This is a genomic window from Mycobacterium kyogaense, from assembly GCF_036946525.1.
Classification (GTDB): domain Bacteria; phylum Actinomycetota; class Actinomycetes; order Mycobacteriales; family Mycobacteriaceae; genus Mycobacterium; species Mycobacterium kyogaense_A.
In genome coordinates this window covers 271,021-291,261 of the sequence record NZ_JAQIIY010000007.1, presented here as the reverse complement: position 1 = coordinate 291,261, position 20,241 = coordinate 271,021, and the positions used below count along the sequence as shown (strand labels likewise).

Genomic DNA, 20,241 nt, shown 5'->3' with positions numbered 1-20,241 from the left:
CTCCGATGTGGTCGGCTGTGGATGTCACGGCGCGGGCGGATTCGCCGGTGGGACACCGGGATACAACGGTGTACCGTCCGGCCCGTACTGCGGCGCACCGTAGGGGGGTGCCCCCGGGTACGGGATGGGGCCGGGCGCCGGACCGCCTGGGTACCGGATTCTGGGCTCTTCGGGGTACGCCTTGGTGACCGGGAACCAGTTCGCTATACCGGGGAACCCGATTCCGGGGTTGGGTCGGTTGTCGAGCCCCGTGCCCCATCCTGTGTCGGCGATGACCGTGCGCACCGGCCAGTTCTTGGAGACATCGGGCAGTGAGCCGCACCCGCCGGCCTTTCCACCGCTCCCACCGGTCGCGGCGACCTTGGGCAGGTTGTCGGGATAGCGGTAGGGATCGTCGCCGAGAAGCAATGCGGCGTCGACGATCAGCGACTTGCCGTTGGCGCCGCCGGTGTAGTCCGCCTGCCCGAAATCGAGTGCGTTCTTCCCGCCGAGCAACACACAGGTCAGTTCCGGGTTGTACTTCATGAACAGATCGGTGGTGGGTACGAGGGTGTTGACGGCCTTGACGAGGTTGTCCTTGCTGGGTCCGATCAGGTCGATACCGCTGCGGGAGAAGCCGACCACGTTCAGCAGGAGCGCGTCGAGTTGCTGCGCGCGCGACGACACGGTCTCACTCGTGGTCGCGGCGGCGTCGAGCACCCGGATGAGGTCGGGTGCGGCCTGGCCGTACGCCTGGTTGAACCGGTCAAAGGCCCGCCAGTCTTCTCGGATGGTGTCGGACCGCTGGTTCAGCGCCGTGAGCACCTCGTTCGCCGCGGTGGTGGCTTCGCCGATGCGCGGACCCTGGCCGCGCACACCCTCGGCGAGTGCCGACAGCACCGAGTTCAACTTGGCCGGATCGATCTTCTCGATCACGTGGACGAGATTCTGGAAGACGGTGTTGACCTCGACGGTGACGTTCTCCGAGCGGAGCACCGCGCCGTCGGCGAGATGCTGCGCCGACGGGTCCGAGGGCACGATGAAGTCGACGTACTTGGAGCCGAACACCGTCGTCGACGCGATGCGGGCCTCGACGTTGGCCGGGATGTAGCCCACCTTGTCCGGGTCGATCTCGAGCTTCAGGGCGACGGGATCGTTGCCGCCCGTCACCGCGCCGACGCGTCCGATCTGCACGCCGCGCATCTTCACCTTCGCGCCCACCTCCATCACGAGGCCGGCCCGGTCGGACATGAGGGTGACGGGTACGTAGCTGCGGAACGAGCCGTTGAAAAGTGCTCCGACAAGGACGATCACGGCGACGACGGTGACGATGAGGATCGCTGTCCACCAGTCGGCGTGGATGCGTGACTCGCCAGCTCTGCGACTCATCTACTCACCCTGCGAGATTGAAGTTGCCGGTCTTGCCGTAGATGGCAAGCGTGACGAGCAGGGTGACGCAGACCGCGACGACGAGTGAGGTCCTCGTGGCCCGCCCCACGGCTTCGCCGACGCCGGCGGGACCACCGGATGCCGTGAAGCCGTAATAGGTGTGCACCAGCATGATCACCACCGAGATGGCGACTGCTTGCAGGAACGACCAGACGATGTCGGTCGGGATGAGGAACGTCCGGAAGTAGTGGTCGTAGACACCGGTCGACTGACCGTAGATCACGGTGGTGCCGAACCGGGCGGCCAGGAACGACATGAGGACCGCGACGCAGTACAGCGGGATGACCACGATGACACCGGCGAGGACACGGGTGGAGGCGAGATAGGCCAGCGAGCGAACGCCCATGACCTCGAGTGCGTCGATCTCTTCGTTGATCCGCATGGCACCGAGCTGCGCGGTGGCGCCCGCGCCGATCGTGGCAGCCATAGCGATCGCCGCCGTCAGCGGGGCGATCAACCGGACGTTGAAGTAGGCCGACGCGAAGCCGGTCAACGCTTCGACACCGATCTGCGCGAACTGGTTGTAGCCCTGGACAGCCACCAGCGCACCCGTCGAGATGGTCAGGAATCCGACGATGACAACTGTTCCGCCGATGACGGCAAGAGCACCCGTTCCGAGGCTCATCGCCGCGATGAGGCGCACCAGTTCGGTCTTGTAATGCACGAAGACATCAACGGTGGCCTTGAGCGTGCGCCCGTAGAACTGGGTCTGCTCGCCGACGGCGGTCCAGCCGGCATGCCAGCCGGACAGTGTTCGCTTCAGCCGTGGATAGCGCTGCGGGAAAGCTGATTTGACGCTCACATGTTCACCTTCACTCCCATGGCTGTCATGAAGATGTTGATGACGAACAGAGCCAGGAAGGAGAACACCACCGTCTCGTTGACGGCGTTGCCGACGCCGGCCGGTCCGCCGCCCACGGTCGTGCCCATGTAGCAGGCGATCAGACCCGCGGTCATGCCGAACAGCGTCGCCTTCACCAGAGCGATGATCACGTCGCCGGCGCCGGTCACGAGAGTGAGGCCGGCGACGAAGGCTCCCGGGGTGACGTTCTGGAAGAACACCGAGAAGACGAACCCGCCGGCGAGACCGACGAGGACCACGGTGGAGGACAGCAGGAGCGCCACGACGGTCGCGGCGAGGACCCGGGGCACGACGAGCGCCTGGATCGGATTGATGCCCATCACCCTCAGGGCGTCGAGCTCCTCACGGATGGTGCGGGCACCGAGGTCGGCGCACATCGCGGTGGCGCCGGCGCCGGCGACCACCAGCACGGTCACGATCGGACCGATCTGGGTGACTGCGCCGAAAGCTGCTCCCGTTCCGGAGAAATCGGCGGCGCCGAACTCCGCGAGCAGGACGTTGAACGTGAAGACGGTGAGCACGGTGAACGGGATGGTGAGCATCAGAGTGGGCAACATCGAGACCCTGGCGACGAACCAGGTCTGCAGGATGAACTCCCGCCATGCGAACGGCGGCTTGAACGTCATGACGGCCGTGTCGAGCGTCATCGCGAAGAAGCCGCCGATGGCGCGCATCGGTTTCGCGGCACTGCTGGTGTCGAACACTGACGTCCTTCGCTTCCTTCGTACGGGCGGTGCGTCCGAACCTTGTTCTCGTCACGAATGCGTGGTGCGTGACCCGGCTCACTAATCGAATCGAGATTAAACTAGAAAAGAATGCCGGGGGCAAGCGAATCGCAACGTACATCAAGACCCGCCGGCAACTCTGCACACCGTCGGGCGTTTGACGCAAACGTCAAGATCAAACGTCCTTCGTACTGCTGAACACGGTGTCTGGCAGCGTTACCAGCGACGAACCGAGCTGACCGCCGCGCCGTCGCCGCGCGATGGCGATGTGGAACCGTCCGGAAGCCGCGGAAATCCGGATACGACCGGTTTTAATTCCTGATAAATTCGCGGACATGTCGACCGCTTCGATCCCGCATCCCACCGACCCGACGTACGCCGCGGCCTACTCGAAGGCGTGGACCGAGGATCCCGACCACCTCGTCGACTACTTCGCCGAAGACGGCACCTACACCGACGTGGCGATGAGCGGAACCTACCGCGGTCGCGACGGAATCCAGCGCTTCCACCGATGGATGCTCAAGTTCTCGCCAGACTCGGTGATCGACTTCTATTCTCCCGCAGTCCAAGAGGACCGCCTGTACCTGGAGTGGACCTGGAGCGGCTCGATCGACAAACCGTTGCGACTGCCGTCGGGCCAGTTCGTGGATGCCGCCGGGCGCCACTTCAGCGTCACGGGCATCGCCTCGTGCCGTTTCGACAGTCACGGCAAGCTGACCAGCCACCGCGACTTCTGGGACGTCGGCCTCCTCGTCGAGCAGATCGGTCACCAACTCGGAGTCGTGGCCACCGCGAACTCCTGACCCGTCGGAGCGCACGCAGCGTGTGCGTACCGTCGTCACCATGGACACGCGCGCCGAGGATCTGCCCCTCTCCGCCAAGGCCTCGCTCTGCAGCGGCGCATCGTTCTGGCAGACCAAGGCGGCCGACGGACTGCGCGCGATCACCCTCACCGACGGCCCGCACGGAGTTCGCGTTCAGCACGCTGCGGCGGACCATCTGGGTCTGGGCGCCAGCTCGCCCGCGACATGCTTCCCACCCGCAGCGGGACTGGCACAGAGCTGGGATCGCGATCTCGTCCACCGGGTCGCCGGAGCGATCGCCGACGAGGCACGGTCACTCGGGGTGAGCGTCGTGCTCGGTCCCGGCGTGAACATCAAGCGCGATCCCCGGTGCGGGCGGAACTTCGAGTACTTCTCGGAAGACCCTCTGCTCAGTGGCACCCTCGGAGCCGCATGGGTCAAGGGACTGCAGGAACGCGGCGTCGGTGCCTCCGTCAAACACTTCGCGGCGAACAACACCGAGACCGACAGGATGCGCTCCGACTCGCAGGTGGACGCACGGGCGTTACGCGAGATCTATCTGAAGAGCTTCGAGAAGGTCGTCACCGAAGCGCGGCCGTGGACCGTCATGTGCGCCTACAACAAGGTCAACGGCGTGTACGCGTCGGAGAACCACTGGCTGCTCACCGACGTCCTGCGCGGGGAATGGGGATTCGACGGTCTCGTGGTCAGTGATTGGGGTGCGGTCGCCGATCGGGTCGCTGCGCTGACGGCCGGCCTCGACCTCGCCATGCCCGGTGGTGACCCGTCGCTGGACGACGACGTCGTCGCTGCCATCCAGGCGGGCCGGCTCGACGAACACCTGGTCGATGAGTCCGCCACCCGCGTCCTGCGCCTGTTGCGGCGCGCGGCAGCCGCGGAACCGGCCGGCATCGATCGACAGGCCCACCACCTTCTCGCCCGTGAGGCGGCGACGCACAGCATCGTGCTGCTCAAGAACGACGCCGCCGTTCTCCCACTCGGAGACGCCGAAAACATCGCCGTGATCGGTCATTTCGCCGTCGAACCCCGTTATCAGGGAGGTGGCAGCTCACACATCAATGCGGCGCAAGTCGATGTCCCCCTCGAGGAGATCCGCACCCGCGCCCGTGGACAGGTCGTCTACGCCGAAGCGGATGACACCGCGGTCTCTGCCGCTCGTACCGCCGACGTGGCCGTGGTGTTCCTCGGCCTCTCCGACCAGGACGAGTCGGAAGGCTACGACCGCACCCACATCGACCTGCCGGACGAGCAGATCCGCGTGCTGGAGGCCGTCTGCGCGGTACAACCCCGCACCGTCGCAGTGCTCTCGCACGGCGGCGTCGTCCGCTTGACAGAGGTGAACCGCTGCGCCGCAGCCATACTCGACGGTGCACTACTCGGCCAGGGCGGTGGCGCCGCGATCGCCGATGTTCTCTTCGGCGTCGCCGACCCGTCGGGCAGGCTGGCCGAGACGGTCCCCGCCCGCCTGCAGGACGCACCGTCGTACCTCACCTTCCCCGGTGAGCACTCCCAGGTGAGCTACGGCGAGGGCATCTTCGTCGGCTATCGCGGATACGACGCGCGAGACGTCGAGGTCACCTTCCCGTTCGGGCACGGGCTGTCCTACACCGACTTCCACTACAGCGATCTCGCCGCCACGTCCGACCACGACGGCATCACGGTCTCGATCACGGTGACCAACGTCGGGGATCGCGACGGCCGAGACGTGGTCCAGGTGTACCTGTCGTTTCCGGAGTCGACCCTGCGTAGGCCACCCCAGGAGCTGAGGGCGTTCGACGTCGTCGAACTCGGGCGCGGCGCGGCCACCACGATCACCATGCACATCCCTCGCTCCGACATCGCGCACTGGGACGACCGAGTCGGGACGTGGGCGGTGGAGGGCGGTCTGTGCCGCGTGCGTGCGGGCCGCTCGAGTCGGAACATACTGTGCAGCAGCGACGTTCAGGTGATCGGCGACGCCACGCATCCGCCGCTCACCGCGGACTCGACGCTGGGTGAGTTGCTCTCCAATCCTGTCATCGGCCCTCGGCTGGCAGAACAGTTCCAGGCCATGGCTCCCGGAGACAGCCTCGGGACCGACATGCTGAAGATGATCTCCTCGATGCCGCTGAGTCGGCTGAAGGCCTTCGGCGCAGGGGAGGCCGTGGCGGCCGTCGAGCAGATGCTCAACGGCGACGGGGAATCCCCGTAGCCCACAGCGCCCACGCGATCAGCACAGGTTGGAACAGCAGCCTGACGAACCGGCTGGTGTCACTGTTCAGCCCGAAACCGTCTGCATGATTAACGAACTGGGCGATGTTGCCCGGGAAGATCAGCACGAAGAACGCCGCGAGCAGCCTGCCCACCAGGACCCGGTCCCGCTGCAGCACCGCGAGCCCGACACCCAGGGTGATCTCGACACCTCCGGAGGCCATCACGACGCCGTCGGCATCCATCGGCACCCACGTGGGTACCTGCGCCTGGAATTCCTCACGCGCCCAGAACAAGTGGCTGAGTCCCGCGAAGATCATCGCCCCGGCGAGTGCGAGGCGGGCGATGGTCCGCAGACGGGTGGTCGGCGGCGGCGCAGGCAGATCAGACACGGGTGACCCTTTCGTCGTTGTCACGGCAGGTGTTCAGTCGGGTGTGCGCGCGTAGAGGTCGGTGGTGATCAGATGCAGAGCGTCCCGCAGCGCGGCGAGATCGGCGGCGGCCGACTCGTCAGACCCCAGCAGACGATCGGGGATGCATGCCGCGCGCTCTTCGAGGGCACGCCCGCGGTCGGTCAGCGAGATCTCCACACGCCTCTCATCGGTCGCGCTGCGCTGGCGGCGCACCAGCCCCGCCGATTCCAGACGCTTCAGCAGCGGTGACAAGGTTCCCGAATCCAGATGCAGGCGCTCACCGAGGTGGCCGACCGTGCATGGCTGTTCTTCCCACAGCACCATGAGGACCAGGTACTGCGGGTAGGTCAGCTCGAGTTCGTCCAAAAGCGGTCGGTAGGCAGCGGTCACCGCGCGTGACGCCGAATACAGCGCGAAACACAGCTGCTCATCCAGACGGGGGCCGGGCACGCCCGAACTTTATCGCACACTGCTCAATTGTGCACAATAGGTTCTGTCTCGGGTGACCCCGCGTGTCGCTCACCGGCCCACTCTCAGCGACAGAGTCGTCGGATGGGCAGACCCACTAACGGAACACCGACAGAGTCGCTCACGGTGGGCCGGGAAGCTGTCAGAGAATTCACAGCTCGTCCCCATCCGGTGGGAGTACTCCGGTCTGAGACGAGCGAAAGGACTGCTGATGAACACCGAGACCGTAGATCGTCAGTTCACGGCGCTGCAGGCGCAGGCCGATCAGACGGGTGCGTTGATCCGCACGCTGGCCGACAAGATGTCCGCGGCAGCGGCGGCCGGAGACGCGAATGCCCGGGAGTGGGGGCTCGATCTCAAAGAGATCGCGCTGGCGATCCGTGACGAACAGGCGACGACAACCGAACTCCTGCAGGCCATCCACGGACTCGTCGACAACCACGTCGCGGCGGTGCCTGAGCAGGCATACTCCACGCCCGCTGTCGCGTACGCCCCAGCCCAGTACCAACCGCCGCAGTACTCGCAGTACGCCCAGCCCGCGCAGGGCGGCGGTGCGCTGCAGCGGTTCCTCGGCGGGCGCTTCGGGCAGGCGATGGTGACCGGCGCCGGCATCGGGATCGGCGACGACATCGTCAACTCGATCTTCGATCGGTTCTGACGCCCTTCGCTGCGCGCGGCCTTGCGTGCCGATCCGTCGGTACGATCGGGAAGCACTATGGCTCGACAGCGCAGTGTGGTGCGGTCGGCGCTCGTCGCCACCACGGTGGTGGTGTGCGCCGCGCTGGGCTCGGCCACCGCCTGGGCCAGCGGGCTCGGCGACTACCTCTGGGAGCGTCGCCCCCTCGTGGTGTTCTCGCCCGCGGGCGACGACCCGAGGCTGACCGAGACCCTCCGCAGAATCGACGACAGCCAATGCGCATTCGCCGACCGCGACATGGTGCTCGCCCTGGTGGTGGCCGGCGGCAGCAGCACACTCGACAGCGCGGCGATGGACCCCGGTGAGTCGGACCGCTTGAGTCAGCGCTACCGCGTCGCACCGGACGCCTTCACCGTGGTGCTGGTCGGCAAGGACGGCGGCGAAAAGTGGCGCACCGACGAGGTTCCGGATCTCAAGGTCGTGTACTCGGTGATCGACGGCATGCCCATGCGGAGCCGTGAGACGCGCACCGACGCCGGGGGCTGCTGACGTGGCCCGGAATCCACGGTGGCTCGGCGTCGCCCTCGCGGTCTCGGCTCTTCTGGTGGTCGCATGCGGACGGCCGGCAAGCGCCGACGACACGACAACTGCGCCGGGAGGACGGGTGGTGAGCCTGGTCGACCTCGGCAACGCCGGCGCGGTGGCCGGCTGGACCACGGTCAACGACCCGGTCATGGGCGGCAAGTCCGCCTCGCAGGTCGCGTTCAGCGGCGGCGGGCTCGAGTTCTCCGGCACCCTGTCGCTGGAGAACAACGGCGGTTTCGCCTCTGCCCGCAGTCCACAGGACGCCGGCATCGGGCAGAAAGCCGCCGGCGCGACAGCTCTGAACGTGCGGGCCACGGGCGACGGCAAGACCTACGTGCTCAAACTCGGCATTGCCGGGCAGCCGTGGTCCTACATCCAGCGGTTCCAGACCGACGCCGGTGCGGCACGCAGCTACGCGCTGCCCGTCGCGGGTTTTGAACCGGTCGGCATGCGGCTGGACCCCGCACCCGACGCTCCGCGGCTCCTCGATCCGTCGACCATCGACCAGGTCGCCGTCTACATCCTCGACAAGCAGCAGGGCCCGTTCGCCATCACGATCACCGGGGTCGACGCGACCTCCTGACGGGCGGTTGCCCCAACTCGTCAGCCCACACCAGTTGCAGGGCAGAGATTTTCAACCGCGCGGCGTGGTGGTGATGTGCACGTGGTCGTAGTGGCCGTACCCGGACGCCTGGGGTCCGGCCGGGGTGGAGTAGGTGCCGCGCCAGATCACGTCCTGCAGCCCGAAGCGGGATGCGTTGGCCAGCGCGAACGCCCGGATCTGGTCGCCGAGCGCGATGCCCTCGGGGCTCTCGGGGTTGGGGATCATGATGTCGATCGCCAGCCCCCGCGGGTGCCACGGTTTCGAGTCCGGCCGCACGCCGTCGATGGTGGAGATCTGCGGGAACTGCGCGCTGACCGCCCGCGCGGCCAGGATCGTATTGGGTTGTAGGCCAGCCTCATTGGCGACACCGACCGGCAGGGCGTCGGGAACCTGCGGAGGCGCCAGGTCACCCGGCGGCACCGCGGGCATCGCGACGACGGCCGGGTCCTGCGGCAACGGAGGTGCGGCCGGCACCGGCGGTGGCACTGCCGCGTCGATGACGGCCTGCTGCTGCGGCGTCAACGCGGCGTACTGCGCCTCCGCGGCGGCGATCCGGCGCAGAAGGTCCTGCCATTTGGCCTGCAGTTCCGCGCGGATCGCAGCAGCGCGCTCGGCGGCGGCGCGGGCGTCGGCGGCCGAGCGCTCAGAGGCGCGGGCAGCGTTCTCGGCCTGTGTGCGCGTCTGGCTATACGACCGCAATTGGGCGGCCGTCGTCGCGTCCATCACGTGCTGCAGCGACAGTCGGTCGATGAGGCGCTGAGGCGACGAGGCGGTGAGCACCGTCGACATCTGGCTGTCGCCACCGCTCATGTAGGTCATCGCCGACAGGCGATCGACCGCATCCTGAAGAGGTGCGAGCTGTGCGGTCGCGGCGTCCAGCGCACCCTGGTCGGAGCGCCGACGGTCGTCGGCCACGGCGAGCTCCGCCTGCTTCGCGTCGACGTCACGCTGGGCCGCCGTCACGGCCTCACGACTCTGCACCGCTTGTGCCGAGAGCTCGTTGAGCCTGGCCAGCGCCTCGTCGGCCGGTTCCGCGTGTGCGATGCCGATCGTCGCCGCCACCAGCACGGCGCCCGCGATACCGCTGAACGTTCCCCGAGAGGCGTGGCGCATGCGGATTGTCACGATCCTTCGTCAATGGTCCCGGGAAAGGCTACGAACTGCGTCCGACGATGTCTAGTCGAACGCCGCGGCACTCAGTTGATGATCTGACCGCCGTCATCGGAGAGCAGGACCGACAGCCGCTCCCGCCACGTCTGCAGCTGCTCCGGTGTCAACCGCTGCCACTCGGTCACCTCGGCGATCACCCGCAGCGGGGCGGTGCTGCGGTAGGAGCGGGTCGGGTTCCCGGGGAACTTCTTGTCGGTCACATTCGGGTCGTCCTCGAACGCCCCCGTCGGCTCGACCTCATAGACCCGGGGCACGGAAGTGCCGCCGGCGAGTTCCGCAGCGATCTCCGCCGCCAGTCCGGCACCGTCGACCCGAGCCGTGAAATAGATGTGGTTCATCACGATCTCGGGACGGTAATTCGACGGCCGGCCCGCGGTGAGCAGATCACCGACCGTCAGATCAGCGATCGTGCCGTGGAAGAACGGGCCGTCGACGAGCGGTCGAGACACAGGCGACATCCTTGCGGTGGGGTACGGGGCCGGGTCAGCATGCCGCACGACCGGGGTCTTGCCACAAGCCCCGTACCCCCGCTTAACCTGGAGTGGGAGACGCGATCGGCACGCACCGCAGTGGCGGTCAGCAGCCTTGTCGCCTAGGACGCATACCCCCAAAGGGGTACGAACAGCTCACCAACGACGGCTGACCCCGCAGCTCTGTCGGTGCTTGCATGAGTGACGGCCATCACAACACCGACATTGGAGCGTCACCATGGGCTTTTTCGCCGATGCCGCCGAACTCGACACCTACATCGGGGGCGTCTTCCGCGACGCGTTCGACCATCCCGAGTCCGGACCCAAGCTCAAGGGAGCCAACCTGGTCATGCGGGTCATCTACACCGATCCCGACTGCGAGATGACGATGGTCTTCCGCGACGACAGCTCGGTGATCGCGGGACCCACCGACGAGAAGGCCGACGTCACGCTGCTGATGCGCGGCGACACCGCCGATCAGTTCTGGCGCGGCGACTACAACCTGGCGATCGGATTGGCCAAGGGTCAGGTCAAGGCCAAGGGGCCGGTCAACAAGATCCTCAAGCTCGTGCCGCTGACCAAGCCGCTGTTCCCGATGTACCGCGAGAAGGTCGCCGCCAAGGACGCACAGGCCGGCACCCATGCCTGACACCATGCGCGCGGCGGTGCTGCGCGCTCCGCATCGTGTCGAGGTCGCCGAGGTCGCGATTCCCGAGATCACCTCTCCCACAGACATTCTGGTTCGCGTCGAGCGGACCGCGATCTGCGGAACCGACCTGCACCCCTACGAAGGTCGACTGGAACTGGAAGCCGACGTCGTGCTGGGTCACGAGTTCCTGGGCACCGTGGTCGACACCGGTTCGGCGGTCGGCAGGTTCACCGACGGCGACAGGGTGGTCAGTTCGTGCGTGGTCAGTTGCGGTGCATGCCATCAGTGCCGCCGCCACCAACCCGGTAACTGCGCCGGCGCCCGCATCTTCGGCCTCGGACTCGCCCTGGGCGACCTGCAAGGCGGTCAAGCCGAGTACGTCGTGGTCCCCAACGCCGACAGCACCGCGCGCCTCATTCCAGACACCGGCACCGCCTCCGACGACGACATCCTGTTCGCCGGCGACATCATGACCACCGGCTACGAGGCGGTGGCTCGGGCGATCACCCCCGGCGACACCGTCGCGGTGGTGGGTGCCGGCCCGGTGGGGCTGTGCGCGGCGATGGCGGCCGACGTGCTGGGCGCCGCGCAGGTGATCGTCGTCGACAGAGTCGCCGCCCGCCTGAAGGAGGCCGCGAACCTCGGAGCCATCGCCGTGGACGCGACGCACGATGATCCGGCCGACGCGGTACTCGACCTCACCGATTGGCGCGGCGCTGACGTCGTCGTCGACGCGGTCGGCCACGAGTCAGCGCTCCTGTCGTCGATCGCACTGGTACGCGCGGGCGGCACCCTGTCCATCCCCGGCGTCTACAACGAGGATGCGATCACGCTGCCCTTCGGCGAGCTGTACCTCAAAGGTGTGACGGTGCAGATGGGCGTCTCGCACATCACCGAGTACATGGACGAGGTGATCGCGTTGACCAGCGCCGGAAAGCTGCGGCCCGGCGTCATCATCTCCCATCAGATGGGCCTGTCGGACGCGGTCGAGGCGTATCGCATGTTCGAAGCCCGCGAGGCCACCAAGATCGTGCTGGATCCGAGGACCTGACATGACAGAGGACCTGACATGACAAGCGTTGACATGAAGCATTATTCGATGCTGATCGGCGGATCTCCGGTCGACACGGAACGGCGTCGGGAGATCGTCGATCCCAGTACCGGCGCCACCGTGGCGACGGTCGCGCACGGCGATGCCGGTCACGTCGATGCCGCCGTCGCCGCAGCCCGCGCCGCATTCGACGCCGGTGTGTGGCGCCATCGCACACCGCAGGAGCGTGCTGCTGTGATGCGCCGGATCGTGGCCGCAGCCAACGAGATCGCCGACGAACTCGTGGAACTGGAGATGTCCGCGAACGGTGCGACGGTGCGTCAAGCCACCGGGTTCCACGTCGGATACGCCCTCGCGCATTTCGCCTACTTCGCGGACTTGGCGGAGACCTACGCCTGGCAACGCCCCGCGCCCATCACGACGTTCCCGGCTCTGGGCCAGGCGGTCGTGCACCGGGAGCCCATCGGCGTGGTCGGCGCTATCGCGCCCTGGAACTTCCCGCTGCTGCTGACCCTGTGGAAGGTCGGTCCAGCGCTGGCCGCCGGCAACAGCGTGGTGGTCAAACCCGACGAGCACACACCGCTGTCGATCCTCGAGTTCGCCCGTATCGCCGAGGCCAACGGTCTCCCACCCGGCGTGCTGAACGTCGTCACCGGCGACGGACCCGAGGTCGGCGCCCGGCTCGCCAGCCATCCCGACGTCGGCAAGATCGCGTTCACCGGATCCACGGCCGTGGGGCGGGAGATCATGCGACTGGCCTCGGGCACCGTCAAGGAGGTCACGCTGGAACTCGGCGGCAAGGGACCATCGATCGTCCTCGACGACGCCGATCTCGATCTCGCGGTCGACGGAGTTCTCTACGGATGCTTCGTCTACTCCGGGCAGATATGCGAATCCGGCACGCGTGCACTGGTTCCGGCTGATCTGCACGACGACTTCGTCGAGCGGCTCGTCACCCGAGCCGCCACCATCGTGCAGGGGCCGACCCGCGACTGGGACACCGACATGGGTCCGGTGATCAACGCCCGTCAACAGGCCCGGATCCTGGACCACATCCGCGGTGCGGTCGACGAGGGAGCGGAAGTGGCGCTCGGCGGCGAGGCACTGGACGAGCCGGGGTTCTGGGTGACCCCGACCATCCTCACCGGCGTGCGCAACGACATGCGCATCGCGCGGGAGGAAGTGTTCGGCCCAGTGCTGGCCGTGATCCCCTACCGCGACGACGACGACGCGGTCCGCATCGCCAACGACTCGGAATACGGCCTGGCCGCGAGCATCTGGAGCTCCGACAATTTCCGTGCCCTCGAACTGGCCGCCCGCATCGACTGCGGAAGTGTGTGGATCAACGACGCCCATCAGATCAACTGCCAGGTGCCCTTCGGTGGGTTCAAGCAGAGCGGCGTCGGCCGCGAACTCGGCCCCGATGCTCTCGACGCCTACACCGAGGCGAAGGCCGTGCACCTGGATCTGTCCGGGGGCCGGGACAGCAAGCCCTACGACATCCTGCTCAGCCACGCCGACGAATGAGGACCCCCCGATGACCACCATGGACGACGAACTGTTCAGTGCCGACCTGTCGTTCGACGATGACGACGACACGGTCGACGTTCCACCGACCAACGACGTCGCGGCGACCCGCGTCTACGATCCCCTCAACGTCTCCACCGACGCCTTCTGGGACCTCGATCTTCCCGAGCGCGAGCCGATCTTCGCCGAGCTACGGGCCGACCGACCGGTGAGCTGGCAGCCACCCATCGAGACCGCGGTCTCCCCCGACCCCGACGACCCCGGCTACTGGGCAGTGGTGAGGCATGCCGACATCGTCGAAATAAGCCAGAACAGTGATGTTTTCGTGTCGCGGTACGGCGTCATGTTCGACATGCTGCCGCCGGTGTTCCTGGAGATGGCGATGTCGTTCCTGGCCATGGACAATCCGCAACACCACAAGATCCGGCGGCTGGTGAGTTCGGTGTTCACGCCGCGCCAGATCCGGCGCATCGAGGGCGACATCGCGTCTCGGGCGCAGCGCATCGTCGCCGCGGCGGTGGACAGGAGCCGGGCCGGTGAGGCGGTGGACTTCGTGACCGACATCGCCAGGCACCTGCCGACCGAGATGTTCGGGGACATGTTCGGGTTCCCCGAAGAGTTGCGCGCCGACGTGGTGCACGCCGCCGACGAGACGCAAGCGTGGGCCGATCCGGTGCTGCTGGCCGGACGTGATCCCGCCGAGGTCCAGATCGAGGCGGCGCTGCGCATCCACGACATGACCCAGGAACTCATCGACGAGCGTCGCTCGAACCCGCGCGAGGACCTGCTGTCGGCGTTGGTGAGTGCCGAGGTGGACGGACAGAAGCTGTCCGACTTCGAGATCGGCGCCACCATGGTGCTGTTCTCGGTCGCCGCCAACGACACCACACGGCACACGTCCAGCCTGGCAGCCAAGGCGCTCAACGACTTTCCGGATCAGCGTGAATGGCTGTGGGCGGACTTCGACGAGCGGATCTCTGTGGCAGTGGAGGAGTTCCTGCGCTGGGGTTCGGTGGTGCAGAACTTCCGTCGGACCTGCGTCGCGCCCTACGAGTTGGGTGGCCAGCAGATCCTGCCGGGTGACAAGGTCGTCATGATGTACGCCTCCGGGAATCGCGACGAGGCGGTGTTCGCCGATCCGACCACCTTCGATCTGAATCGTGCGCCCAATCCACACATGGCGTTCGGCGGGGGCGGAATCCACTACTGCCTGGGCAGTCAGCTCGCCAAGGTCATGCTGCGCTCACTGTTCCGCGAGATCCATCTCCAGGCGCCGAACTTCACCACGGGTGATCCGGAACTGGTGCGCACCAACTTCATTCGCGGCGTGCTCAGCATGCCCTTCGACGCGGGCGCACCCGCATGAGCGGATGGCGAGTATCCGTCGACACAGCGCGCTGTTCGGGGATCGGATTGTGCGAGGCGCTCGCACCGGGCACCCTCGAGGTAGGTGACGACGGGCATGCGCGCGTGCTCGACGCGGGTGTCGGCGACTCACATCTTGAGCAGGTGGAGGAAGCGGTGCGAAGTTGCCCCACCCAGTCGCTGTCGGTCGAGAGGGTGAGTGATCAGGCGTCGTCTCCGCGATAGAGCATCGAGACGGCTTCGACACGGTTCTCGGCGCCGAGCTTGCGCAGGATGTGCTTGACGTGTTGTTTCACAGTGCCTTCGGCGATGAAGAGCTTGGCGGCGATGGCGGCGTTGGTTCGGCCGTTGGCCATGTGCTCGAGGATCTCGGCTTCCCGAGAGGTGAGCAGGCCGCGCACCGAGCGCTGCCCGGGGCGCACCGGCATCGCCGGCCCGCGCTCACCGGTGCTCGTGCCCAGCGTGTAGTCGCCGATGCCGGCCGCAGCGTCGGTGCAGTCACGCGACGCCAACTGCAACGCCACGCCCACGGCTTCCAAGCGCTCGGCGGCACGTGCACGACTGAACGCGAGCGACAACCCGTTGGCGTAAGCAGTCAGCACCTCGCAGTCGGCATCGTCGGTCTCGCGGTGCTGTCGGTACCGATCGGCATGGAGAAGCGCGACAACACGGTCACCGGCCACCACCGGCGCAGCGACGTAGGAATTGCTGCGCGACGCATCGGCGATCGGGCGGTGCACCCGGGCGTCGTGCTGAACGTCGGTCACCACTCGGGCCTCTCGACGCCGCACGATCTCCGTCTCGAACAGTCCGCGCACCAGCGGCTGCGGCTGCTCCTGTCCCACCCTGTTGATCTCCGCGGCCCAGTCGGGGTCGTCAGGGACATAGACCGACTGCGACACCCACACCCCGTCGACGATGCGGGAGAAGATGGCCCGGTCGAAACCGAGCCGGGTGACCAGTTGCGGTGCCAACTCCATCAGGTCGTCGACCGTGCACGGTGCGGCGTCCAGTCGCGCGAGTGCATCACCGAGCCCGCGCGTCCTGTCGCGCGCACGTGCGAATTCAGCCTCCCGGTCGGCGAGCATGCGCAGCGCCGCAAGCACGGCGGCCGCTTCTGCGTCACCGGCGAGTGCGTCCGCCAGCGTCGACCAGGACTCTGCGAGCACCGCTCGGCCCTCTCGCGATGACACCGCGCTCGGCCGTGTCTGGTCGGCGTCGATCAGACGTCGCAACCCATCACGCACAGCGCTCATCCGGTCATCACGCCGAGCATGCGACCCGTCCCTGTTCGCGCCACCGGTGTGAGGCACCGCACAAGAATAAACGACTCGTTCAATGCTGCCACGTAGACCGTATCAATGATACGGTCGAGACCATGTCCGACGGCTCCCGGCTCAGCCACCTCTCCTACGTGGTGCTCGGTGTCATCGCGGTGCGCGGCCCCACCACCTCGTATCAGCTCAAGCAGTACGTGGCCGAGTCCATCGCCTATCTGTGGCCTCTTCAGCACGCCACGCTGTACCGCGAACCGCGCCGGCTGGAGGACTGCGGGTTGTTGCAGTCCGAGACCGAAGACGGCGGCCGGCGACGCCAGTTCTTCAGCATCACCCCCGAAGGCCTTGACTCCCTCCGAAATTGGTTGCGCGACCCCGGGACCGCGCAGGCCTCCGAGCTCCACGACGAGGCGCTGCTCAAACTTCATTTCGGTGAACTCGCCGATCCGGCGAGCGTGCGAGAGCTGGCCGAGAACCAGATCGTGGAGCGCAAGGCCCGATTGGCCCACTTCACCGATCTTCAACACCGCTACCAGGATCGTCCCGGCATCGGCTATCCGCTGGCGACGTTGAGGGCGGGCCAGATGATCGAGAAGGCTTCCATCGCGTTCTGGCGCGAAATCGCCGAGACCGCAGACGAACTGGCTCCCCCGCCTCCTGGACGTTCCGAACAGCCATCCATTCATACCGATCACACCGAGTGAAAGTGACTGCCCCCATGGCCCTTCCTGAAATCTTGCGCGACAATCTCGCCCTGCCCGCCGTCGCGGCCCCGCTGTTCCTCTGCTCCGGACCGGAGTTGGTGATCGCGCAGTGCAGCGCCGGCGTCGTCGGATCCTTCCCCGCTCTCAACGCTCGCCCGGCCTCGCTCGTGCGCGAGTGGCTGGAGCAGATCACGACCACGTTGGACAGCCGGCGCCGTACGCATCCCGACACGGTGACGGCTCCGTTCGCGGTGAACCAGATCGTGCACAAGTCCAATGAACGTCTGGACGAGGACGTGCAGGCGTGCATCGACTTCAAGGTCCCCATCGTCATCACATCGCTGGGTGCCCGCGCCGACGTCAACGACGCCATCCACTCCTACGGCGGCATCGTGCTGCACGACGTCATCAACGACAGGTTCGCGCGCAAAGCCATCGACAAGGGAGCCGACGGCCTGATCGCTGTGGCTGCGGGAGCGGGCGGGCACGCCGGCACCATCTCACCGTTCGCGCTCGTGCAGGAGATCCGCGCGTGGTTCGACGGGCCGCTGCTGCTGTCCGGCGCCATCGGGCACGGCCGCTCGATCCTTGCCGCCCAGGCCGCCGGCGCCGATCTCGCCTACATCGGATCGGCCTTCCTGGCCACGACCGAGGCGCGCACCGAGGACGGTTACAAGCAGATGATCACCACCAGCGGTGCCAGTGACATCGTGTACTCGAACCTCTTCACCGGTGTGCACGGCAACTATCTGCGCGGTTCCATCGAAGCGGCCGGGCTGGATCCGGAAAACCTGCCCGAATCCGATCCGTCGACAATGGATTTCGGCTCCGGCGGGAACACCGACGCCAAAGCGTGGAAAGACATCTGGGGCGCCGGCCAGGGGATCGGCCCCATCCGGGATGTGGTCTCCACGGCCGAGCTGGTCGCGCGGTTGCGCGAGGAGTACGCCGCCGCTCGCGCCCGGTTGTTCGCCGAGGAACTCGCCGGCGTGTGACGCCGGGGGTCACATCGCGACGCGATGGACTGCCTCCGGGTGGATGACGATCCGCACCCACTGTTGGCGCTGCATCTCCGCGAGATCATGTGCGCGAGTGGGGTCGTCGAGGTCCCAGTAACGCGCGGCCAGTCGTTCGAGCACGGCCCGAGCGCCGTCGTCGGCAACCCTCGCTGTTCCCGTCACCGACACCCACCGTTCGCGCTCGCCCACCGGTGCCGTCACGACGAACGAGACGCGCGGGTCCCGTCGTAATCTGCGAACCCGGACGGCATCGGGTGCGCTGAAAACCTGGATGTCGTTGGCCTCGGTCACCTCGAACCACACCGGTCGCGGCTGTGGCGGCAGCGGACCCTCCGCCGTGGACAGGAATCCGTAGAGAGGGCGGCGCAGCAACTGCAGATCGTCGTCCGTCAGCCGGCTCATCGCGTCCACGCTCCTGTGACCGCCACTCGAAGGACATAGTCCTCGAAAGTCCGGGCGGGCCGTCCGAGAACCGCCGCGACGTCGTCGGTGGGCTCCGAGATCAGACCTTGCCCCATCAGCGCGAACATCGCGGTGACGTGCTCGGCGTCGCCGCGATCGAGACCCTGGGCGAGCAGCACGTCGACGTAGTCGTCGGGGTCGATTCTCCGATAGGTCAGCGGCCGGTCCGAGGCTCGCGAGATGGCCGCGACGGCGTCGGCGAAGGTGATCGAGCGGGGACCGCTCAGCTCGTACACGCGGCCCCGGTGCCTGTCTGGGTCGGTCAGCACTTCAGCGGCGACATCCGCGACGTCGTCGAGGTCGACGAACGGTTCGCCGATATCGCCTGCGGGCAGCGCCAATTCGCCGCCGACAAGTGGCGCGTACCAGAGTTCCTCGTCGAAATTCTGCGCGAAGTTGTTGGGCCGCACTATGGTCCACGACAGACGGCTAGCGCGCACCGCGTCCTCGGCATCGCGCATGTCACGACCGAACGACGAGTCGCCCCAGTCATCGGCACCGCGTCCGGACAGCAGGACGACGTGCTGCACGCCTGCGGCCGCAGCCTGTGTCACGAAGTCGTGGACCGGGCCGGGTACCGTCGGCGCGACGATGTACGCCGCGGTCACGTCGTGCAGCACCGCGTTCCAACCGCTCGGCGCAGCCCAGTCGAAGGGAGTTGCGCTGCGTCGCGACGCGGCGCGGACCTGCACACCTCTGAGCCGGAGTCGGGCGGCTACCCGTCGTCCAGACTTCCCGCTCGCGCCGATGACAAGGGTGGTCGAAGTAGTCATACCGTCGAGTCAACCCGGGTTTCTTGGACGAGTACATGGGTTGGAGTCCGCGATACCTGTTCGATCGTCTAGCCTCGGCACTATGGACGCGTTCGGTGACCTGTTCCGCGGCGTACGGGCGCACGGCTCGCTGTTCGGCAGTTCCCTTCTGACGCCGCCGTGGTCGCTGCACTTCGTCGACGGTGCACCGCTGACGCTGTGCACGGTCCTCGGGGGCGGCGGATGGATCGTCCCCGAGAACGGTCCGCCGCAACGCCTCGACTCCTACGAGACGGTCATCGTGCGCGGCCCGGACACCTTCACATTCGTCGATGCTCTCGACACGGCAGCCGAACCGGTGGCCTGCGGCGAATTCTGCGCGACACCGGAGCAGGGCGGAACCCGACACCGCCTCGGTTGGGCTGATCCTGGACATTGCTCGGGGACAACGACATTGATCGTGGGCGCCTACCCTCTGCGCGGCGAGATCAGCCGACGACTGCTCGACGCGTTACCTGTCGTCGTGCACGTCGGCGCGGGCGGAACCGGTGACGCCGTCCTGGATCATCTCGCCGAGGAGGTCGCCGTCGACGTGCCGGGACAGCAGGTTGTGCTCGATCGGCTCCTGGACTGGATGCTGGTGTGCACCATCCGCGGGTGGTTCGACCGACCCGGCGGTGAACCGCCGTCCTGGTGGGTGGCTCAGCGCGATCCCGTGGTCGGAGACGCGCTGCGGCTGCTGCACGACGATCCCGCGGCGCCGTGGACGGTGGCGATGCTGGCCGAACGCATCGGGGTGTCCCGATCGACGTTGGCCAAGCGCTTCAGCGAGTTGATGGGCGAAGCGCCGCTCACCTACCTGACGCGATGGCGGATGGCTCTGGCGATGGACAGGTTGAGCGACGAACCGGACCTGTCCATCGCCCAGGTGGGACGCGCCGTCGGCTATGCGGATCCGTTCGCGTTCAGTGCGGCGTTCAAACGGGTGCGAGGTGTCAATCCCCGCGATTTCCGTCGCGCCGCGCGCTCGACGTCCCCACGGTGACGTGACTCTCGGAC

23 protein-coding genes are annotated in these 20,241 nt (G+C 67.0%); 13 read left to right on the top strand and 10 right to left on the bottom strand.

Annotation, left to right across the window (positions count from 1 at the left end; genetic code table 11):
* Positions 1 to 24 precede the first annotated feature (24 nt).
* Genes PGN37_RS05690 through PGN37_RS05680 form a run of 3 tightly spaced genes read right to left on the bottom strand, consistent with a single transcriptional unit; the run spans position 25 to position 2,964 of the window.
* Complete coding sequence (locus PGN37_RS05690) at positions 25 to 1,368, bottom strand: MCE family protein (protein WP_335330044.1); 1,344 nt, start codon at positions 1,366 to 1,368, stop codon at positions 25 to 27.
* Positions 1,369 to 1,372: 4 nt separating this feature from the next.
* Positions 1,373 to 2,230: an ABC transporter permease gene (locus PGN37_RS05685; RefSeq protein WP_335330043.1), complete on the bottom strand. Its 858-nt coding sequence runs from the start codon at positions 2,228 to 2,230 to the stop codon at positions 1,373 to 1,375.
* Complete coding sequence (locus tag PGN37_RS05680) at positions 2,227 to 2,964, bottom strand: MlaE family ABC transporter permease (RefSeq protein ID WP_335330096.1); 738 nt, start codon at positions 2,962 to 2,964, stop codon at positions 2,227 to 2,229. The genes PGN37_RS05685 and PGN37_RS05680 overlap by 4 nt, the downstream gene beginning before the upstream one ends.
* Before the next feature lie 386 nt (positions 2,965 to 3,350).
* Between PGN37_RS05680 and PGN37_RS05675 the strand changes: the two genes are divergently transcribed.
* Both PGN37_RS05675 and PGN37_RS05670 read left to right on the top strand, forming a co-directional pair.
* Positions 3,351 to 3,818, top strand: coding sequence for a nuclear transport factor 2 family protein (locus PGN37_RS05675; RefSeq protein WP_335330042.1), 468 nt, complete (start codon positions 3,351 to 3,353; stop codon positions 3,816 to 3,818).
* 40 nt (positions 3,819 to 3,858) lie between these two features.
* The gene (locus PGN37_RS05670; RefSeq protein ID WP_335330041.1) at positions 3,859 to 6,030 is read left to right on the top strand and encodes a glycoside hydrolase family 3 C-terminal domain-containing protein; all 2,172 of its coding nucleotides are present in this window, start codon (positions 3,859 to 3,861) and stop codon (positions 6,028 to 6,030) included.
* On the opposite strand, the gene PGN37_RS05665 is transcribed toward PGN37_RS05670, so the two are convergent.
* Together PGN37_RS05665 and PGN37_RS05660 are read right to left on the bottom strand one after the other, a co-directional pair.
* Positions 6,005 to 6,421, bottom strand: a complete 417-nt coding sequence (locus tag PGN37_RS05665) for a DoxX family protein (RefSeq protein ID WP_335330040.1) — start codon at positions 6,419 to 6,421, stop codon at positions 6,005 to 6,007. The genes PGN37_RS05670 and PGN37_RS05665 overlap by 26 nt on opposite strands.
* Before the next feature lie 33 nt (positions 6,422 to 6,454).
* Complete coding sequence (locus PGN37_RS05660; protein ID WP_335330039.1) at positions 6,455 to 6,892, bottom strand: MarR family winged helix-turn-helix transcriptional regulator; 438 nt, start codon at positions 6,890 to 6,892, stop codon at positions 6,455 to 6,457.
* A gap of 229 nt (positions 6,893 to 7,121) precedes the next feature.
* Here PGN37_RS05660 and PGN37_RS05655 point away from each other — a divergent pair, with 229 nt between their 5' ends.
* The 3 genes from PGN37_RS05655 to PGN37_RS05645 all read left to right on the top strand — a co-directional run bounded on the left by PGN37_RS05655 (position 7,122) and on the right by PGN37_RS05645 (position 8,715).
* Positions 7,122 to 7,568, top strand: a complete 447-nt coding sequence (locus PGN37_RS05655) for a hypothetical protein (protein WP_335330038.1) — start codon at positions 7,122 to 7,124, stop codon at positions 7,566 to 7,568.
* A 57-nt stretch (positions 7,569 to 7,625) separates the two neighbouring features.
* A complete protein-coding gene (locus PGN37_RS05650) occupies positions 7,626 to 8,096 on the top strand; it encodes a DUF4174 domain-containing protein (protein ID WP_335330037.1) in 471 nt (156 codons plus the stop codon).
* Between the two features lie 118 nt (positions 8,097 to 8,214).
* Positions 8,215 to 8,715 carry a CIA30 family protein gene (locus tag PGN37_RS05645; RefSeq protein WP_335330036.1) on the top strand — a complete coding sequence of 167 codons (501 nt, stop codon included), beginning with the start codon at positions 8,215 to 8,217 and terminating at the stop codon, positions 8,713 to 8,715.
* Between the two features lie 51 nt (positions 8,716 to 8,766).
* Here the strand turns inward: PGN37_RS05645 and PGN37_RS05640 are convergent, their stop codons facing one another.
* Together PGN37_RS05640 and arr are read right to left on the bottom strand one after the other, a co-directional pair.
* The gene (locus tag PGN37_RS05640) at positions 8,767 to 9,849 is read right to left on the bottom strand and encodes a coiled-coil domain-containing protein (RefSeq protein WP_335330095.1); all 1,083 of its coding nucleotides are present in this window, start codon (positions 9,847 to 9,849) and stop codon (positions 8,767 to 8,769) included.
* Between the two features lie 83 nt (positions 9,850 to 9,932).
* A complete protein-coding gene (gene arr, locus PGN37_RS05635; protein WP_442932852.1) occupies positions 9,933 to 10,364 on the bottom strand; it encodes an NAD(+)--rifampin ADP-ribosyltransferase in 432 nt (143 codons plus the stop codon).
* Between the two features lie 250 nt (positions 10,365 to 10,614).
* On the opposite strand from arr, the gene PGN37_RS05630 reads away from it, so the two are divergent.
* The 5 genes from PGN37_RS05630 to PGN37_RS05610 are packed head-to-tail and all read left to right on the top strand — an operon-like array spanning position 10,615 to position 15,193.
* Entirely contained in the window at positions 10,615 to 11,025 is a 411-nt protein-coding gene (locus PGN37_RS05630; RefSeq protein ID WP_335330034.1) for an SCP2 sterol-binding domain-containing protein, read from the top strand.
* Positions 11,018 to 12,076, top strand: a complete 1,059-nt coding sequence (locus PGN37_RS05625; protein ID WP_335330033.1) for an alcohol dehydrogenase catalytic domain-containing protein — start codon at positions 11,018 to 11,020, stop codon at positions 12,074 to 12,076. Before PGN37_RS05630 ends, PGN37_RS05625 begins: the two co-directional genes overlap by 8 nt.
* 18 nt (positions 12,077 to 12,094) lie before the next feature.
* On the top strand, positions 12,095 to 13,603 hold the full coding sequence (locus PGN37_RS05620) for an aldehyde dehydrogenase family protein (RefSeq protein WP_335330032.1): 1,509 nt from the start codon (positions 12,095 to 12,097) through the stop codon (positions 13,601 to 13,603).
* 10 nt (positions 13,604 to 13,613) lie between these two features.
* Positions 13,614 to 14,969 carry a cytochrome P450 gene (locus tag PGN37_RS05615; RefSeq protein WP_335330031.1) on the top strand — a complete coding sequence of 452 codons (1,356 nt, stop codon included), beginning with the start codon at positions 13,614 to 13,616 and terminating at the stop codon, positions 14,967 to 14,969.
* Entirely contained in the window at positions 14,966 to 15,193 is a 228-nt protein-coding gene (locus PGN37_RS05610; RefSeq protein ID WP_335330030.1) for a ferredoxin, read from the top strand. Before PGN37_RS05615 ends, PGN37_RS05610 begins: the two co-directional genes overlap by 4 nt.
* Here the strand turns inward: PGN37_RS05610 and PGN37_RS05605 are convergent.
* Positions 15,172 to 16,224, bottom strand: coding sequence for a LuxR C-terminal-related transcriptional regulator (locus tag PGN37_RS05605; RefSeq protein ID WP_335330029.1), 1,053 nt, complete (start codon positions 16,222 to 16,224; stop codon positions 15,172 to 15,174). The two genes, PGN37_RS05610 and PGN37_RS05605, sit on opposite strands and share 22 nt — an antisense overlap.
* A gap of 122 nt (positions 16,225 to 16,346) precedes the next feature.
* Between PGN37_RS05605 and PGN37_RS05600 the strand changes: the two genes are divergently transcribed.
* Both PGN37_RS05600 and PGN37_RS05595 read left to right on the top strand, forming a co-directional pair.
* Entirely contained in the window at positions 16,347 to 16,949 is a 603-nt protein-coding gene (locus PGN37_RS05600) for a PadR family transcriptional regulator (RefSeq protein WP_335330028.1), read from the top strand.
* Positions 16,950 to 16,963: 14 nt separating this feature from the next.
* On the top strand, positions 16,964 to 17,944 hold the full coding sequence (locus tag PGN37_RS05595; RefSeq protein ID WP_335330027.1) for an NAD(P)H-dependent flavin oxidoreductase: 981 nt from the start codon (positions 16,964 to 16,966) through the stop codon (positions 17,942 to 17,944).
* A gap of 9 nt (positions 17,945 to 17,953) precedes the next feature.
* Here the strand turns inward: PGN37_RS05595 and PGN37_RS05590 are convergent, their stop codons facing one another.
* Positions 17,954 to 18,370, bottom strand: coding sequence for a pyridoxamine 5'-phosphate oxidase family protein (locus PGN37_RS05590; RefSeq protein ID WP_335330026.1), 417 nt, complete (start codon positions 18,368 to 18,370; stop codon positions 17,954 to 17,956).
* Positions 18,367 to 19,203: an NAD(P)H-binding protein gene (locus PGN37_RS05585; protein ID WP_335330025.1), complete on the bottom strand. Its 837-nt coding sequence runs from the start codon at positions 19,201 to 19,203 to the stop codon at positions 18,367 to 18,369. Before PGN37_RS05585 ends, PGN37_RS05590 begins: the two co-directional genes overlap by 4 nt.
* Positions 19,204 to 19,285: 82 nt before the next feature.
* On the opposite strand from PGN37_RS05585, the gene PGN37_RS05580 reads away from it, so the two are divergent.
* Positions 19,286 to 20,227: an AraC family transcriptional regulator gene (locus tag PGN37_RS05580; RefSeq protein ID WP_335330024.1), complete on the top strand. Its 942-nt coding sequence runs from the start codon at positions 19,286 to 19,288 to the stop codon at positions 20,225 to 20,227.
* Positions 20,228 to 20,241 lie beyond the last annotated feature (14 nt).